Origin of the sequence: Trinickia dabaoshanensis, from assembly GCF_002879885.1 — a bacterium.
GTDB lineage: Bacteria > Pseudomonadota > Gammaproteobacteria > Burkholderiales > Burkholderiaceae > Trinickia > Trinickia dabaoshanensis.
In genome coordinates this window covers 64,789-81,037 of the sequence record NZ_PNYA01000010.1, presented here as the reverse complement: position 1 = coordinate 81,037, position 16,249 = coordinate 64,789, and the positions used below count along the sequence as shown (strand labels likewise).

The following is a 16,249-nucleotide window of genomic DNA, read 5'->3' as shown; positions in this document are numbered from 1 at the left end:
GCCTTGACCTTCCGACCGTTGGAATGTCGAAAATGCAACTGTCCTACCAATGAATGGAGTTGCAGCATGGAACTGCAAGTACCGGATATGACCTGCGGGCACTGCTCTGGCGTGATCGAGAGGGCCGTGCAGAACGTCGACGCACGGGCGAAAGTCGACATCGATATAGCAACCCGAACTGTGCGTATTGAATCCACGCGTCCGGCAAATGATTTTGTTTCTGCGATCCGGGAGGCGGGTTACAGCGCATCGGTGCGCGCGTGAAAAACCTGAACCGGCGCAGCGAACCCGGTTTGCCGTGCCAGTGCGTCCCGTCGTCGCAGGCGAAATTACGAGATTCAGCGGTGCTAGCATCTGCCATGACATCCTGACGCTGCAGATGGGTTTCCCTGTTTTCACCGGGGTGCTGCAGCAGGTGCATGACAGTACCCGCACTGCATTTACGATCTGATCGCAATCTGCAACATCCCGACATCGATAGAGATCACCCGGTATATACCGCCCCCATGCTTCGCTGGCGCACATTCCTCCTCGCCCTGCTGCTGTTCCTGAGCCTGCCGATCCGGCCGGGTGTGGCGGCAATTCTGTCCTGCGGCGCCGCGCCCGCCGCGGCGGTAACGGAGGGAATGACTGACGCGTCGCGCGCCACGTTGTTGCACGGTCATGCCGCGCAGGCGCCTGTCGCCGCCCACCCGTGCGATCACGGCAACGGCACGATGCGCCTCATCTACCCCGCCGGTCAATGCAGCATGTGCTCGTCCTGTTTCGCCAGCGCGGTTGCGACCGTGTCCGCTGTTGGGCTACCTGCTGGCGACGTTGCACTCCTTCGCGTTGTCCGCCCCAGGTCCGATCCGGCAACCCGTTTCCTGACCGACGGCATCGATCGTCCCCCATCCAACTTCTTTGCATAAGTCCGCTGGCCGCACACCCGTGCAGCCCCGATACATCCCGGTAGCCCGAAGTGGCTGTCCGGTCAGCTTATGTCGAGGAACTCAAATGCAAGATCTTATCGATACGCCGTCCGCAGCGGCATCAGGCCAATGGGCGATGAATCGCCGTAGATTTCTCAAAGGCGCCTTCGCGGGTGCCGCAGCCCTGGCGCTGCGGCCGGCATGGAGCAAGCCGGCGCGCGCTGCCGACGCCGCCGACGCAACGGGCGCAGCGAGGCAGGTGCAGCTTGCCGTCGTGCGTCGGACCATTGAGGTGAACGGCCGCCCGGCAAGCGTCTACGGCATCCGGCAGCCGGACGGCACACCCGGCATCAGGTTGCGTGAGGGCGACACATTCAACGTCGTCCTGCACAACGAAACAGCCGACCCCACCAACATCCACTGGCACGGTCTCACGCCTCCGTGGCCGGTCGACGGCGTTCCCGACGCACCGCTGCCCCTGATCGCTGCGGGAGCCCAACGCACATTCGACTTTCCGGTAAGCAGTCCGGGGACCTACTGGATGCATGCGCACACGCTGCAGGAACAGCAGCTCCTTGCCGCACCCCTGATTGTTGCCGACGCTGCACAGTCAAATCGGGACGAACAGGAGATCGTGATCCTGCTGCATGACTTCTCGTTTGCGTCTCCCGAGGAGCTGCTGGCGCGACTGACGGCAAAACAGTCGCCTAACGCTGCGCATGCCGACAGCGGATCGCACGCGTCATCGGCGCGCCGCACCAACCACGCCGCGATGTCGATGGACGGGAGCAGCATGTCCGGCATGAACATGGCTGCGGGAAACGGATCGATAGGTGGCTTGCCCATGAGCCCGGCCGCGATGCCGCTGGATCTGAACGACATCGACTATGACGCCTACCTCGCCAACGATCGCACGCTCGATGACCCGGAAGTCGTCCGGGTCGAAAGCGGCGGACAGTTGCGCGTGCGCGTGATCAATGGCGGCACCGCGACTGCCTTCACGCTTGACTTCGGAAATCTCGAAGGGACGCTGGTTGCAGTCGACGGGCAGCCTGTGCAACCCGTCACCGGCCGGCGATTCCCGCTGAGCATGGGGCAGCGTGTCGACGTGCGCATTCAGCTGCCGCGCGGACCCGGTACGTTCCCGATTCTCGCGCTACGAGAAGGCGGCAGGGAGCGCACCGGCATTGTTCTTCAGTCGCCGGGGGCACGTGTGGCGAGGCTTCCCGCCACCGGGAGCATGCCAGGTCCCGTTCTCGACCTGGCGCTCGAATCCCGGCTGCGGGCCGCCAGACCGCTTCCGTCGCGGCGGGCCGGCAAGACGTTCGACATGGCACTGACCGGTGACATGGTCGCCTACCGGTGGGGACTGCGGACGCGCCCCCGTCTGGCTGTCGACCAGGGCGATCGGGTCGAGGTCACGCTGCACAACACGAGCATGATGGCGCATCCGATGCATCTGCACGGACATCACTTTCAGGTCGTCGCGATCGATGGCCGGCGCTTCCCGGGCGCAACGCGCGACACCGTGTTGGTGCCCCCACGGCGCGCCGTGACGATTGCGGTCGACGCAGACAACCCCGGACAGTGGGCATTTCATTGCCATCACCTGTACCACATGGCGACCGGCATGATGACGACCTTCGCATACAAGGTCTGAGAGGCGGGACGCCTCAGGCGTCCCCCGATTCTGCCGCGGTTCGCCATGATCCGCCCGATACCCGTCTCACAGGCTGCCCTGCCCGCGCGCAGGCGTCAGTCTGAACGCAAGGAATCCATCATGGAACGGCTTCAACTCACGCTTGCGAGTCTCATTTTTGCTCTCGCCACCCAGACATCATATGCCTCCAGCAGGCTGGAGGGCGTTGTGTACAGCGCAAACGAAGGCGACAACTCCATCAGTGAAATCGAACTGGGCAGTCCAACCGTACGCACAACAAAGGTGCCCATCGTCCCGCACAACGTTCAAATGACGCCCGATGGCAAGGCGCTGCTCGCGGTCGGCATGCCGGTTTCCTCCCATGCCAGGCATAACATGAACGGCATGGCCTCGATGCCTCCCCCTGCGCAAGGCGACATGCGAGAAGAAGAGCCGCAAGGCAACCTGCTCGTCATCGATCCTCACCACCTGGACCAGATCCTGGCCACGCTTCCCGCTGGCCATCATCCCGCCCATGTCGTTACGGACCTATCGGGCAAACACGCGTACGTCACGAGCTCCGAAGACAATCAGGTCACGGTCGTCGATATCGGCCAGAGGCGCGTGGTGGGCACCGTAACTACCGGCGCCTTCCCCCACGGTCTGAGGCTCAGTCCGGACGGCCGCGAACTCTACGTCGCGAACGTGGCGGATAACAGCGTATCGGTCATCGACACCCGAAGCCTCACGGAAGCCGCCCGAATCCCGGTGGGCCGTGCTCCGGTTCAGGTCGGCTTTACGCCGGACGGAAAACGGGCCTACGTGTCGCTGCGCGACGACAACCAGGTTGCGGTTGTCGATACCGCAACCCGTCGTGTGACCAGTCGCATACCGGTCGGCCGTAGCCCCATTCAGGTCTATGTGGTGCCCGACGGCAGCAAGGTCTATGTTGCCAACCAGGGATCCGGGAGCCAGCCGGACAACACGGTGTCGGTCATCGACGTTGCGAGCGGCCAGCTCATGGATACGGTTGTTACCGGCGCAGGGGCGCACGGAGTCGTCGCAAGCAGTGACAGTGCGTCCGTATTTGTGACGAACACGAGGGACAACACGGTCAGCGCCATTAATACCGGCACCCAGCGCGTGATCGCTACGTATCATGTCGGCAGTAGTCCTAACGGGATAACGTACCGCGCACTGCGCTGATCGGCCGAAGCGATGTTGCACGACGGTGTGGCCCGATGCGACACCTGCACGCAGCGGTTCCACTTCCAGGATCGTCACCGGTGATCTGAAGCCCGCGTTGTGCGGGCTTCAGTTTGCGGCGAGATTGATCCTCGTCAACCGTTGCGCCGAATTCACTTCGCACAATGGAGTTCCCATTGACTGGAGCACGCAACATGAAAATGAGAACCGCCTTGTCCTTGTTCGCGGTGAGCACGGCACTGGCCATGGCCATGGCAGCGAATGTGCGAGCCAACGACGCGCATCACCCGGCGTCCGCAGCACAGCCGGGCGTATCCGCACCGAAGGTTTCCGCCAGCGAGCAATCCGCTGAACGCCTTGAAGACGCGCGCCGCCAGATGCAGAAGATGCTCGCGCAGATGGATGAAATCCGTCAGACAAAGGATCCCGTAGCACGCCAGCGGCTGATGGACGAACACATGCGAACCCTGCAGGACGCGATGCAGTCGATGCACGCGATGGGCGGTCCGATGATGATGGCCATGATGGGACCGCAAGGGATGGGAGGCGCCACCAACCGCGTCCAGAGCGGCAAACGTGGCGCGGGCATGAACCAACGCATGGACATGATGGAAAAACGCATGGACATGATGCAGATGATGATGGAGCAAATGATGCAGCAGCAAAATCCGCCCGCACCGGCTCAATGAGCGTTATGACTGCCTGCCGCGACCGGGCAGCCAGTCAGCAGACCAGCACGCTGCCGTCGATCAGTTCCCGGGTCAGCGTAGGCAGTTCGGCAAGTCCGTGCGCAACGCGCTCCCGTATGCGATGGCGCTGTGCGCCGGACAGGCCATCCGACGCGCAGACGTCGACGGCTGCAAGCTGTGGCTCGTCAATCCGGTTGCCAATTGCCGATAGCAATCGGACCGTTACGCGCGAGGCACTCTCCGCGTCATCGAGAATACGTTGTGCCAGCCGATGCGCAAGCACGTTATAGAGCTTTCCGACGTGAGAGGCCGGATTCTTACCTGCAACTGCTTCGAGTGACATCGGCCGCCCGGGCGTGATCAGTCCGTTGATGCGATTGCCGCGCCCCACTTCGCCGTCATCGCCCTGTTCGGCACTCAGGCCGGTGACTGTCAGATACAGCCCGCTTTCCTTTCGGGCATGCGGGTCATCAAGCGTGTTACAGCGGACAGTGCAAGCTTCGCCGAGATACCGGGAAAGACACATCTCGACAGCGGCCTTCTGCGAAAAATAGCTAGCCGCATCGGCCACGTAGCGATCCACGAAAGCCAGCGCGACCGTGAGACGCATGTGCTCCCCGACGCGATGCCCCATGATCTTGTAATCGAAGCCCAGCGCAGGAAACGCATCGCGCAGCGCATCGGACTTGAGTAATTCTGCCGCTTTCAGGACACGCTGCTCAAGGTCAGACAATGGGGCATAGCCTACGCCAAATGACGTGTCGTTGGCCCGCGGCATGCCCGCCGGGCCGTTGACACGCCGCAGGCAGGGCGCGCCCGGTCGCAGCATCGGAACCACATCGATCAGGCTTTGCTCGAGCTTCAGCGTGCCCGCAAGATGGTCGCTCACAGCTTGCCGGATGACGGACTCGGGTGACCCGGCCACAAGGGTGGTCGCGGGCCCCGAGACAAGCAGCTTCATGCGCTGGGTGACACGGCCGCCGCCAAAGCGGGGCTCGCTTTGTCCGCCAACCAGGAGCGCCTTGTCGAGGTTGAAGTGCTGAACGGCGCTGTAATCGTCGAGGTAGGCACGGCCGAGCGCGCGGGCCGCCGCCTCCACAGCGGTGTCGCACAACGTGTCGGGGTGACCGACACCCTTGTGCTCACACATTTCGACACCCGCGTGGTGATGCGGCGCAGCGCGCTCAACAGTCACGACGATGTTTGCAGTCGATACCATGAGGAAGGTGGCCAGTGGCCTCACGATGACGTGATGGTTTTACTAATCGTGCGCTGCGCCGTCGCCGTGCGCTTGATCCACATCAAGCGTGTCGAACCCACAATTGCTACGGTGAGGCTGTTTTGGTGGTGCAACGTGCCGGATCTCTGCAGGTACCACTCTGCGGTGCCGCGCGGCGCACCTGGGAATGGAGAACGGATCGATGTCTGAAACCGAGGTGAACGTGCCCGTGCGGTCCACCGCACCTTCGAAGCGCAACAAGGCAACGCCTGCGCCACGCAAGCCAGCCGTGGCCCCACGGCCTGAGCCGATGGCTGGAACGGAAACTGAAATCGCCATTCAGGATGTGCTGGACTATCTGCGCGACTTCACGGAACGCGGCGTGCTGTTCTGGGACGCGCTGCGGCGGCGCGCAGACAACATGATCGGTCACGAGCGCGCGGGAAAGCCGCCGCTCCTCGACTTCGACTACGAGCTGCTCCTCGATGCACGCCGTTTCGAACGCCCCGCGAATTACGCCCTGCTGCGCATTACGCGCACCGGCGACGTCTGCTTCGACGCCTGTTTCGATGCGTCGAAGCAGCCCGTCGTCATCGTCGATCCCCGTGCCGGGCACGGACCCGGCATCGGCGGCTTCAAGCGCGACTCCGAAGTGGGCATGGCCATGCACGAAGGCCATACTGTCTACTTCGTCATCTTCTTTCCAGAGCCCTGTCCGGGCCAGACGCTCGCCGACGTGCTGTACGCATTGAGGCGATTTGTCGGAGAAGTCGCACGACTGCACCCCGGCAAGCCACCGGTCCTGTACGGCAACTGCCAAGCGGGCTGGGCGATCACGCTGCTTTCGGCTGACTGCGAAGGGCTTGTCGGCCCTGCGGTACTCAACGGCTCACCGCTTTCCTACTGGGCAGGTGAGTCCGGCGTGAATCCGATGCGCGTTGCCGGCGGGCTGGTCGGCGGCGCATGGCTCACACACCTGCTTGCCGATCTGGATGGCGGCCGATTCGACGGTGCGTGGCTCGCGGCAAACTTCGAAAACCTGAAGCCCGAAGCGGTCTGGGACAAGTACGCAAACCTGTTCACCCACATCGACACCGAGCGCGAGCGCTTTCTTGAATTCGAGCGCTGGTGGAACGGTTTCTACTTCCTGAGCCGGGAGGAAATCCTCGCCATCGTCGAAAATCTGTTCATCGGCAACCGGTTGGAGGAGGGAAAAGTCCGGATTTGCGAAGACTGTGCCGCCGACCTGCGGCGCATCCGCAATCCGCTCGTGATCTTCGCCTCATGGGGCGATAACATCACACCGCCGCAGCAGGCGCTGGGGTGGATTCCGGCGGTCTATCGGAACACTGATGATCTCAAGGCGGCCGGGCAGCGGATCGTCTACCTGACGAATCCTCATGCCGGCCATCTCGGACTCTTCGTATCGGCGAGCGTGGCACGCCTCGAGCACCGGGCGATGCTCGAAAGTCTCGAGGAGATTGAGTCACTTGCACCGGGTCTCTACGAGATGAAGATCGACAATCCCACGGGAAATCCGGATTGCCGTCGACCGCAATATTCCGTGCGTTTCGAGGAACGCCAAGTCCGGGATCTCGACTTCGGCTCGCCTCGCGAAGCGTTCGAGCAGGTGCGCCAGCTCTCCGAGCTGAATGAGAGCGCTTACCGCACGTTCATCAGTCCGCTCGTGCGCACCCTCGCCAATCCGTGGAGTGCCGCGATGCTGGAGTGGATGCATCCGATGCGCACCAGTCGTTACGTGTTCTCGGAAATGTTCAGCCCGTGGATGAACGGTATTGCCCACCTCGCCAGATTGCTGGAAGCGCGCCGCACACCGCTGCGCCCCGACAATCCCTTTCTTGTGCAGGAACGGGCCTTCATCCGGCAGGTTTCTGAAACCATTGTGACGGGGCGCGTGCAACGTGATGCGGCTGAAGAGCAGGCTTTCTCCCTGCTGTTTGGCTCTCTCGCGACACCGGCTCGTGAAACTTCGGTAGCGAAGGAATAGCATCGTGACACAGATACCGCGGTCCCTGCAGCAGCTTGTGAACAAAGCGCGCTCCCTTGCCCCCATCCGCGTTGCGGTAGCGGACGCGGAACAGGACCTGGTCATCGAGACGATGCGTCAAGCGCACGAACAGGGATGGGTTGAACCGCGCCTCGTGGGCGTGTCGCAGGCCATCCAGCAGCTTGCCCGGTCCGCCGGATGGCGGCTGCAGGACGAGTGGATCGTACCTGCCGAGAGCGATGCCCATGCGGCGGCCCAGGCGGTCGAACTGGTGCGTCGTGGTGCGGCCGATGTCGTGATGAAGGGGCGCCTGCATACCGATACGCTGATGCACGCGCTGCTCGACCCTGACCGGGGACTGCGTGTGCCGGGCCTGCGGGTCAGCCATCTGTTCGTGATCGAGGTGCCCTCTCATTCGAAGCTGCTCGGTGTCACCGATGCCGCCATCAACATCACCCCCGATCTGAATGCCAAGGCGCAGATCCTGCAGAATTCGATCGATGTATTCAGGTTGATCGGCATCGACAATCCGAAGGTTGCCGTCCTTTCGGCTGTGGAAACCGTCAACCCGGCTATCGTCTCGACGCTGGACGCAGCGTGCCTCACCCTGATGGCCCGCCGCGGTCAGTTGCATGGCGCGATCGTCGATGGCCCGCTCGCATTCGACAATGCCATCTCGGCAGCCGCGGCCGAGGAAAAGGGAATCGTTTCGGATGTGGCTGGCGACACAGATCTGCTTCTTGTTCCCGACCTCGTGTCCGGCAATATCCTCGTGAAGGATCTTACGTATCTCGCAGGCAGCGTCGCCGCGGGTGTGGTAGCCGGGCTCTCGGTTCCCGTCGTGCTGACCTCGCGTGCCGATTCGCCGGCGGCCCGCCTCGCCTCTCTTGCGCTCTCAGCGCTGATGGTCCACGGAAAGCCGCACCTTCCCGCCGCGTCCGCGCGTCCTGAGGCGCACCCACACTGCGCGCCGACGCCCGAGACCGCCTGCTGTCCTCCCGCTAGGTGAAACTCATGCTGACGAACCCGGCCGCATCCGGCAGTTGGCGCGCAGGACGGATCTATCCGATCCGCGATGCCATGGGCTCCGGCTAGAAATCCCACGAAGAAATCTGCCAGTTTTCGGCAGCCTGCTCCGCCGGAATCCATGGTGGCAGTTCCATACAGAAATAGCTCCCGAGGTCGATGGCAGCGGGTTCGTACATGGACCTCAGTCGACTGAGCTCCACCTGCGAAATGCGTTCTGCCTGCAACGGCGTCTGCGTGCCTGAGACGATGTCGCAAAGGCGGGAAAAATCGGCGGCACACAGACGTTCACCCATGCCAGCTGCGGGCCGAGTGTCGAAGATTGACGCCGTATGTACCAGAGCGTGACGTGCCGCTGCGAACGTAAACCGGGCCTGTCGCTGGAGATCGCCGCCGGCACCGAGCATCGCGAGCGCGCTGACATCGACTACCGTGGTCAATGCCGCCAACCACGATTGATTGGCGTGCTGGGAACGATAGAAAGCCAGCATGGGATATGACAGATGCTCCTGGAGCAAGTCCAGCGCCCATTCTTCCCATTCGGCGAGGCGCTTTTCCAGCTTTGCGGGATCGCCGCCACGCCGCAGCACGAACTGCAAGGCCGTTGGCGGCGTGCCGGCTCGCGCATCCAGCATCAGGATCCGGACTTCGCGCTCGGAGAACGATTGATAGAGCACCGGCAGATAGCCAATGACAAGACCAAGGAAGCTGTACCCAAAGCCCGCTTCGAGAACCATCAGGTAACGGGACGCTGAATTGCCTGGCTCGCCGGCGCCCAAAGTGAAAAAACTCGCCGCGCTGAAGTACACATCACCGGAAAAGCCGCGCGGGATGCCGTCGCGCTGCAGTCCAAGCGCCCACTGGAGCATGGCAAAGGCCACGATTAGGCTAACCGCCCAGAGCCCCAACAGCAGCAACAGGGAAACGGGACCATAGATGCCAAGGTATTTGTGGCGCCGCCAGCCCGACGGGATGAACCAGGCACATGCTACGAAAGGCGGCCAGGTAAGCCGGTAGAACAGTCTTGTGATGGCGGGTAGTTTGCGCGCATGCCGCGCCACGATCACCGTTTGAATGGCGTCCGCGATGGCGATTGCCGCGAGTGCAATGCCGAGTCCCCCGACAATTACGTGCATGAAAAGTCTCCCACGATCCACTGCCCGCACTCCGCCAGCCGACTGACCGGCTTCAGCGCCACTGCGCGATCTCGCGAAGCAGCTATACCCCTGACCACTCCGTCACCGCAGGCGTGGCCAGAACATGGGGACCAGAGCCCCATACGTACGATATTGTGCACAAAACCGTACGAGCATCTGCTTCTCCTCCCCGTACGCCAGCAAGGTATAGGCGACGAGGATGAGAGGAAATAGCGTTACCGAAAATACCGTTGGTCAGTGCATGACGCCGTCCCCAAACAGGGCAATGAACGGGCCCGTGTACCGGGGGGTGTCTGACCATTGCGTACATCCCTTCGGCCGCGAGCCTGTTTTCCCAGTGCGCCAGGTACAGCTCCCGCCAGCCCCGAATGAACGTTCCGACGCTAACAAGGAGCAACGCGTACCCAACGCCGTCCCGTCCGGGAGAGTACGCACGGCGAGCCAGATCGATCTTTCATGCCCGACGGCCTAGCATCGCGGCCGTCTGACGGCCATGCGTCGCCGATGAGGTTTCCACACTGCTCTGCTGGCGCTGCCGATTCTTGATCCACGTCAATCGCCCTCTGCGGGCACGTTCAGTACTGGTCGCTGTCACGTGACGTGAACGGCATTGAGGCATTGATGGGGCATTTCGCGCCGCGCTTGCCTGCGCCCCTCGGCCCCCCGCCCAGACGTTTTCCCAATAGCCCTGGTCGCCCCCGCAACGTCCCGCGGCGCCGTCGCGCTGCCAAGTCGGGAATCGGGGCGCGGCATCGCGACGGCGCCACGAGTCGAAGCGGAGAGGCATGTGGTTGTCTGGACGGGCGAAGCAGCCAGTTCCACGAAGCGTGCGTGTCGAATCGATACAGGCTGGCGACTAGATTCAGGTAGCGGGCGTGAGTGGTGCGATCGCGACGGGTCGTATCCCCGATGCCTTGCTGTGCGTTCGTTCTCGCCGGCTTGGCGCGAAAGGTTAATCCAGATCAAACAGTCGGACCCGCGTTGGCGCCACAGTGGGTGAGGTCACTTGTATGTCCCCCGGCTTCAAAGGGGAATTGACTGAACCGAAAGGAGCGAGCAAAGATGGAAACCACTGATCCGGTCTGCGGCATGCAGATCGATACCGAAAAGGCGGCAGCAACGGAGGTCGTTCTTGAGCGGACCTACCACTTCTGCTCCACGTCGTGCCACGAGAAATTCTTGGCGAACCCCGATCAATACGTGACGCCGCGAGGCTCTTCCCCCGAGCATGCCCGGCGTCACGGATGCTAACGATGCCCTTACAGGGGGCTGGTCAATTTTCAACGCGTTACGCCCCTGACGGTGCCTCTACGGCTCGAGAAATACTTCAGGCTCCCGGCACGGGATTCCACCATCAGGCAAGCTCTGGTCGAAGACCGGGGCCAACGAGCGAAGGACGAGTGAGGACTCCATGAATGAGAAACTCGCAACCGTAACGCCGATTCCAGTCGCCCATCGTGAGAACCTGATGCCCGCAACGGGTCACAAGCTGGAGCACATCGAGCTCTCCATCGGTGGGATGACGTGCCCTCACTGTCCCACTGCAATCGAGAAGGCGCTTGGCGCCCTCGCCGGGGTGCATAGCGCGCAGGTCAATCTCGCCAGTCGTCTCGCCAGCATCCATTTCGATCCCGCGCGGGCCCGGGTCATTGATCTGCTCCAAGCAATCCGTATGGCCGGCTATACCGCTGGGACGGCCAAGGCGCGGATTCCGATCCGGCACATGCACTGCAGCTCCTGCGTGACACGCGTTGAGCTTGCACTCCAGACGACGCCCGGGGTCGTTTCGGCACGCGCCAGCCTGGCGCCGGGTGCCGCGGATGTCGAGTACCTGCCGGAAAAGACATCGTTTGCGGACTTGCGGCAATCGATCGAATCGGCAGGATATCGCGTCGCCGAACCCAAAGCGCCAAAAACGACGGAGGAGGCCGAAGCCAGTCCGGAGGACGCGGTGCAACGCGATGAATACCACACGCTCATGCGCAAGTTCTGGTTCGCCGCTGCGATCTCAATACCGGTCATGGGTCTGAGTTACCCTGAGCTGATTCCAGCGCTGCGCGAGTGGATGCCGGCCGGCGGTGACACCCGGCGTGTCGTATGGGCATTGCTGGGCGTGCTCAGCCTGCCGGTCATGTTCTGGTCCGGCTCCCAGTTCTACAGCGGCATGTGGGACGCACTCAAGCATCGCTCTGCCAACATGCACACGCTGATTGCGATCGGCATCAGTGCGGCCTTTCTCTACTCGATTGTCGCGGTAGCGTGGCCGGGGCTATTTCCGCGCATGTCGCTCGCCGAGGTGTTCTGGGACGTCAGCGACGTGGTAACCGCGCTGGTCGTGCTGGGTCTTGCGCTGGAACTCAAGGCGAAGGGCCGCACCTCGGAAGCGATCAGGAAGCTGATCGGCCTGCAGGCGAAAAATGCGCGGGTAATACGTGACGGGAAGGAAGTCGACCTGCCGGTGGAAGAGGTACTGGTGGGTGATACCGTCATCGTGCGGCCCGGAGAGAAGATTCCCGTTGATGGCGATGTGACGGACGGCGCGAGCGCGGTCGACGAATCGATGATTACCGGGGAATCGATGCCGGTAGAGAAGCGCGTAGGCGACGAAGTCATCGGCGCGACGCTCAACAAGACGGGTAGCTTCCAGTTCCGGGCAACCAAGGTCGGCAAGGATACGGCGCTGGCGAACATTGTGCGCATGGTCAAGGACGCGCAGAGCTCGAAGGCGCCGATCCAGCGCGTCGTGGACGCCGTATCTGGTTACTTCGTCCCGGCAGTGATGATCCTCGCTGTGCTTGCCTTTGTTGTCTGGTACATCGTCGGCCCCGAACCCCGCTTCGTGTATGCGACCATCGTGTTCGTGACGACGCTGATCATCGCCTGCCCGTGTGCACTCGGCCTCGCGACGCCGACGTCGCTGACGGTCGGCATTGGTAAGGGCGCCGAAAACGGCATCCTGATCCGCTCGGGTGACGCGCTGCAAAGCGCACAACGGCTCGACGCCATCGTTCTGGACAAGACCGGAACGATCACGCGGGGCGAACCCGCACTGACTGACGTCCTCGTGGCGGGCGCGCGCAGCGAAAACGACGTCCTCGGGCTGGCCGCGTCGCTCGAGCAGGGATCGGAGCACCCGCTTGGCGAAGCGATCGTCAAGGGAGCGCAGGCAAGAGGCGCCACGCTTGCGCCAACGGATGGCTTTGCAGCGATTCCAGGCCACGGGGTGAGCGGCCGAATCGACGGTCATGAGGTGCTGCTTGGAAACGCGAAGCTCATGCGCGATCGGGGGATTGCGATTCAAGCCCTCGATGCAGCCTGGGAACGGCTCGCTTCCGAAGGGAAAACGCCGATGTACGTGGCAATCGACGCGCAGGCGGCCGGCCTTGTTGCGGTAGCCGACACCGTCAAGCCCGATTCGAAGGCTGCCATCGAGACACTTCGGCATCTCGGTATCGAAGTGGTCATGCTGACGGGCGACAACCGGCGTACCGCAGACGCGATCGCGCGACAGGTGGGCATCGAGCGGGTGCTTTCCGAAGTGCTTCCCGACGACAAGGCGCACGAAGTCCGGAAGCTGCAGCTTGAGGGCAAGAAAGTGGGTATGGTGGGCGACGGCATCAATGACGCACCAGCCCTTGCCCAGGCCGATGTCGGCTTTGCGATCGGCACCGGCACGGATGTGGCAATCGAGGCAAGCGATATCACGCTGATCAAGGGAAGCCTGACCGGCATCGCGACCGCCATCGAGATCAGCCGCGCAACCATGCGCAACGTGCGCCAGAACCTGCTCGGTGCGTTCGGCTACAACGGGCTTGGCTTGCCCGTGGCCATGGGGGTGCTCTATCCCTTCCTCGGCATCCTGCTGTCGCCCATCATCGCTGCCGCCGCGATGGCGTTCAGTTCCGTCACCGTCGTGACTAACGCCAATCGCCTGCGCTTCTTCAAGCCACGGAGGATCGCGCCATGACACCCGATCGCTGGATCGTGCTTCTTCTCGGACTGGCTCTGGTCGCCTTTATTGTCTGGTTCTTCTGGCTGAAACGCTCGAGGGGAACGCAGGCGGCGCAGACAGGCAGCGGCTACCAGGAGGCGATGATTCTCGTCAAAGGCGGCTACACGCCGGACACGATCGTCGTCCAGCATGGCAAGCCAGTGCGGTTGACCTTCCGGCGAGAGGAAACTGCCGGCTGCTCGGACAAGGTCATCTTCGCCGACTTCAACAAGAGTGCAGACCTGCCGACCGGCAAGCTCGTATCGGTGGAATTGATGCCCGAAAAGCCCGGCGAATACGCCTTCGCCTGCCCCATGGGCATGTTCCGCGGACGCCTCGTCGTCGAATAGGCCGATACGACGCAGGAAGGCGAAACCTGATTTCCTCCCGCGAGGTGCATCATGATGTATCACTGGACCGGCATGGCCGGATATGGACTGGCACACTGGATCGTCTACGTTGTGATGGCGGTCGTGCTGCTCTACCCCATCGGGCGCATTCTGATGCGGATTGGCCTGTCGCCATTCTGGTCAATCCTGGCCCTGGTTCCGCTGCTGAACCTGATTGGTCTATGGCTGCTCGCGTTCATCGACTGGCCAACCGGACCCCGGCGCACTGGGTGACTGTGGTTTTAGTGGTGCCACCGCGACGCCCAGCTTCCGCGTCACCGCGTGATCCGCCTACGGAAATGGCAGGCGACCGCAAGCCCAACGGGCGCCGCCGATGCCCTCGAAGGCTCGCAATTCGGCGGACAATTGGGGGGCCGAATCTCGCGGCGAACCCTTGCTGCTTCATGGGTGAGAGCACCTTTCAACCAACAATTGCATCCATTGATCCCGGTCAAGCGACGGGCGTCGCTGGGGCAATAGTGTGATAGCAGCAAACTGACGCGCGTCTAGGCACGAATTACAGCACGTGCGATAGGCAGACAGGAGGCATGCTTGCGGAAACAATAGACCACCGTTGCACAGGACGTTGGCTAACGCATCGCTCATAGAACCATAGAACGCGCGTGAGTTTCGGCAACGACATTCCGTTGGAGGCCGCGATGACCTGGATGTTGAATCATCTCGTGTGGGTTGGACTGGCTGCGATGGGCGTCCTGGTATTTCTCCATCATGAGTTTGATTTGCGGCGCATTGGTCGTGGTCTGTTCGTGCGCCGTCGCAGGAAACATAAGTAAGTCGAGCAAACCGACAATGCACTAGGCACCGACTCCGCAAGCCGTTTCACTGCTTGGTGCTTGCAACGGCGTATGCGGGAGCAAAGTGCCTGCCAGTGAGCACAGCGCTCGAGATTTAGCAGCAAGCCGAGGCGTCGTCACAATGTCTGCTACCCCCGCTGTTATGGTTCTCTCGATCTTCGAGCGCGCTATGGTAAAGGAGAAAACGGGTGACCTCCACGGCCGATTCCAGTCAAGATGACGAACCTGTTGGCCAGCCCGTCTCGGCCCGGTTCCCGCGACTCGTACAGATCCTGCAGGCGATCGCCAGCGCCGGCTGGTCGCATTATGTGGCACGGCTGCGGGTCGGCGGCCAGGCAATCGATACGACATCCGAAGCCGTAGAGGCGGGCAATCATGATGCGGAGCGGTTTCGTGAAATGCTCGAGCGGCTCGGACCTGCGTTCGTCAAGTTCGGCCAGCTTCTTAGCCTCCGGCGCGACCTGCTGCCCGAAACCTGGATCAGCGAGTTGCAAAGGCTCCAGGACAACGTTGGCGGGTTTCCGGGGACGCAGGCCCGCGCGATCATCGAGCGCGAACTGGGCAGCCCCGTTCACGAACTGTTTCCGACATTTGATGAGATGCCGCTTGCGGCCGCATCGATCGGACAGGTTCACTCGGCTTGCCTCCAGGATGGCGCGAGCGTCGTCGTCAAAGTTCAGCGTCCCGGCATCGAGCCCGTCATTCACGCGGACGTCGGCATCATGCGGCTTCTCGCCCGTCAACTGGAAAAGCATATCCCGGAGAGTCGCCGGTTTGGCCCATCAGAACTCGTCGAAGAGTTCGCGAGGCTCATCTCCGATGAGCTGGACTACCAGATTGAAGGGCGCAACGGTGACCGGCTGCGCGAAAACTTCAAGGACGACTCTGGCGTATACGTGCCGCGCATCTACTGGGAGCTCACCACCCGCCGCGTCTTGACGATGGAACGCAGCCTTGGCCACAAGCTCGCACAGCAGCCGCCAGCCGACCCCGCGAAGCGACAACGGCTTGCTGCGACGCTGATGGCGTCGTTCCTGAAACAGGTCTTTGAGCACGGCTTCTTCCACGGTGACCCGCATCCCGGCAACGTGTTCATCCTCGCCGATAGCCGGCTCTGCTTCCACGATTTCGGCATCATGGGAGAGCTGTCGGCGCACGACCAGGAGGCGCTTGCGTAGCTCATTCTGGCGGTCAGCTCG

14 protein-coding genes are annotated in these 16,249 nt (G+C 62.4%); 12 read left to right on the top strand and 2 right to left on the bottom strand.

Going from position 1 to position 16,249, the window contains the following annotated elements:
• The first annotated feature begins 66 nt into the window (after positions 1 to 66).
• The 5 genes from C0Z18_RS12635 to C0Z18_RS12615 all read left to right on the top strand — a co-directional run bounded on the left by C0Z18_RS12635 (position 67) and on the right by C0Z18_RS12615 (position 4,445).
• On the top strand, positions 67 to 264 hold the full coding sequence (locus tag C0Z18_RS12635) for a heavy-metal-associated domain-containing protein (RefSeq protein WP_102645760.1): 198 nt from the start codon (positions 67 to 69) through the stop codon (positions 262 to 264).
• Between the two features lie 155 nt (positions 265 to 419).
• Positions 420 to 911: a hypothetical protein gene (locus tag C0Z18_RS12630; RefSeq protein ID WP_146014001.1), complete on the top strand. Its 492-nt coding sequence runs from the start codon at positions 420 to 422 to the stop codon at positions 909 to 911.
• Positions 912 to 996: 85 nt separating this feature from the next.
• Entirely contained in the window at positions 997 to 2,571 is a 1,575-nt protein-coding gene (locus C0Z18_RS12625) for a multicopper oxidase family protein (RefSeq protein ID WP_199189442.1), read from the top strand.
• A gap of 120 nt (positions 2,572 to 2,691) precedes the next feature.
• Positions 2,692 to 3,756 (top strand): YVTN family beta-propeller repeat protein, encoded by a 1,065-nt coding sequence (locus C0Z18_RS12620; RefSeq protein WP_102645896.1) that lies wholly within the window; start codon positions 2,692 to 2,694, stop codon positions 3,754 to 3,756.
• 194 nt (positions 3,757 to 3,950) lie between these two features.
• Positions 3,951 to 4,445: a hypothetical protein gene (locus C0Z18_RS12615; protein ID WP_233217292.1), complete on the top strand. Its 495-nt coding sequence runs from the start codon at positions 3,951 to 3,953 to the stop codon at positions 4,443 to 4,445.
• A 34-nt stretch (positions 4,446 to 4,479) separates the two neighbouring features.
• On the opposite strand, the gene C0Z18_RS12610 is transcribed toward C0Z18_RS12615, so the two are convergent.
• Positions 4,480 to 5,664 (bottom strand): methionine adenosyltransferase, encoded by a 1,185-nt coding sequence (locus C0Z18_RS12610; protein WP_102645757.1) that lies wholly within the window; start codon positions 5,662 to 5,664, stop codon positions 4,480 to 4,482.
• 202 nt (positions 5,665 to 5,866) lie between these two features.
• Here C0Z18_RS12610 and C0Z18_RS12605 point away from each other — a divergent pair, with 202 nt between their 5' ends.
• Together C0Z18_RS12605 and C0Z18_RS12600 are read left to right on the top strand one after the other, a co-directional pair.
• Positions 5,867 to 7,672: a DUF3141 domain-containing protein gene (locus tag C0Z18_RS12605; RefSeq protein ID WP_199189441.1), complete on the top strand. Its 1,806-nt coding sequence runs from the start codon at positions 5,867 to 5,869 to the stop codon at positions 7,670 to 7,672.
• A gap of 4 nt (positions 7,673 to 7,676) precedes the next feature.
• The gene (locus C0Z18_RS12600; protein WP_102645755.1) at positions 7,677 to 8,681 is read left to right on the top strand and encodes a bifunctional enoyl-CoA hydratase/phosphate acetyltransferase; all 1,005 of its coding nucleotides are present in this window, start codon (positions 7,677 to 7,679) and stop codon (positions 8,679 to 8,681) included.
• Between the two features lie 82 nt (positions 8,682 to 8,763).
• Here C0Z18_RS12600 and C0Z18_RS12595 read toward each other — a convergent pair whose 3' ends face one another.
• A complete protein-coding gene (locus C0Z18_RS12595) occupies positions 8,764 to 9,834 on the bottom strand; it encodes a two pore domain potassium channel family protein (protein WP_102645754.1) in 1,071 nt (356 codons plus the stop codon).
• Between the two features lie 1,083 nt (positions 9,835 to 10,917).
• Between C0Z18_RS12595 and C0Z18_RS12590 the strand changes: the two genes are divergently transcribed.
• The 5 genes from C0Z18_RS12590 (at position 10,918) to C0Z18_RS33485 (ending at position 16,228) form a co-directional block, all read left to right on the top strand.
• Entirely contained in the window at positions 10,918 to 11,106 is a 189-nt protein-coding gene (locus tag C0Z18_RS12590; RefSeq protein WP_102645753.1) for a YHS domain-containing protein, read from the top strand.
• A gap of 160 nt (positions 11,107 to 11,266) precedes the next feature.
• On the top strand, positions 11,267 to 13,822 hold the full coding sequence (locus tag C0Z18_RS12585) for a heavy metal translocating P-type ATPase (protein WP_199189440.1): 2,556 nt from the start codon (positions 11,267 to 11,269) through the stop codon (positions 13,820 to 13,822).
• Positions 13,819 to 14,196 carry a cupredoxin domain-containing protein gene (locus tag C0Z18_RS12580; RefSeq protein ID WP_102645751.1) on the top strand — a complete coding sequence of 126 codons (378 nt, stop codon included), beginning with the start codon at positions 13,819 to 13,821 and terminating at the stop codon, positions 14,194 to 14,196. Before C0Z18_RS12585 ends, C0Z18_RS12580 begins: the two co-directional genes overlap by 4 nt.
• 51 nt (positions 14,197 to 14,247) lie before the next feature.
• Positions 14,248 to 14,469: a hypothetical protein gene (locus tag C0Z18_RS12575; protein WP_233217291.1), complete on the top strand. Its 222-nt coding sequence runs from the start codon at positions 14,248 to 14,250 to the stop codon at positions 14,467 to 14,469.
• Between the two features lie 769 nt (positions 14,470 to 15,238).
• Positions 15,239 to 16,228, top strand: coding sequence for an ABC1 kinase family protein (locus C0Z18_RS33485; protein ID WP_233217290.1), 990 nt, complete (start codon positions 15,239 to 15,241; stop codon positions 16,226 to 16,228).
• Positions 16,229 to 16,249 lie beyond the last annotated feature (21 nt).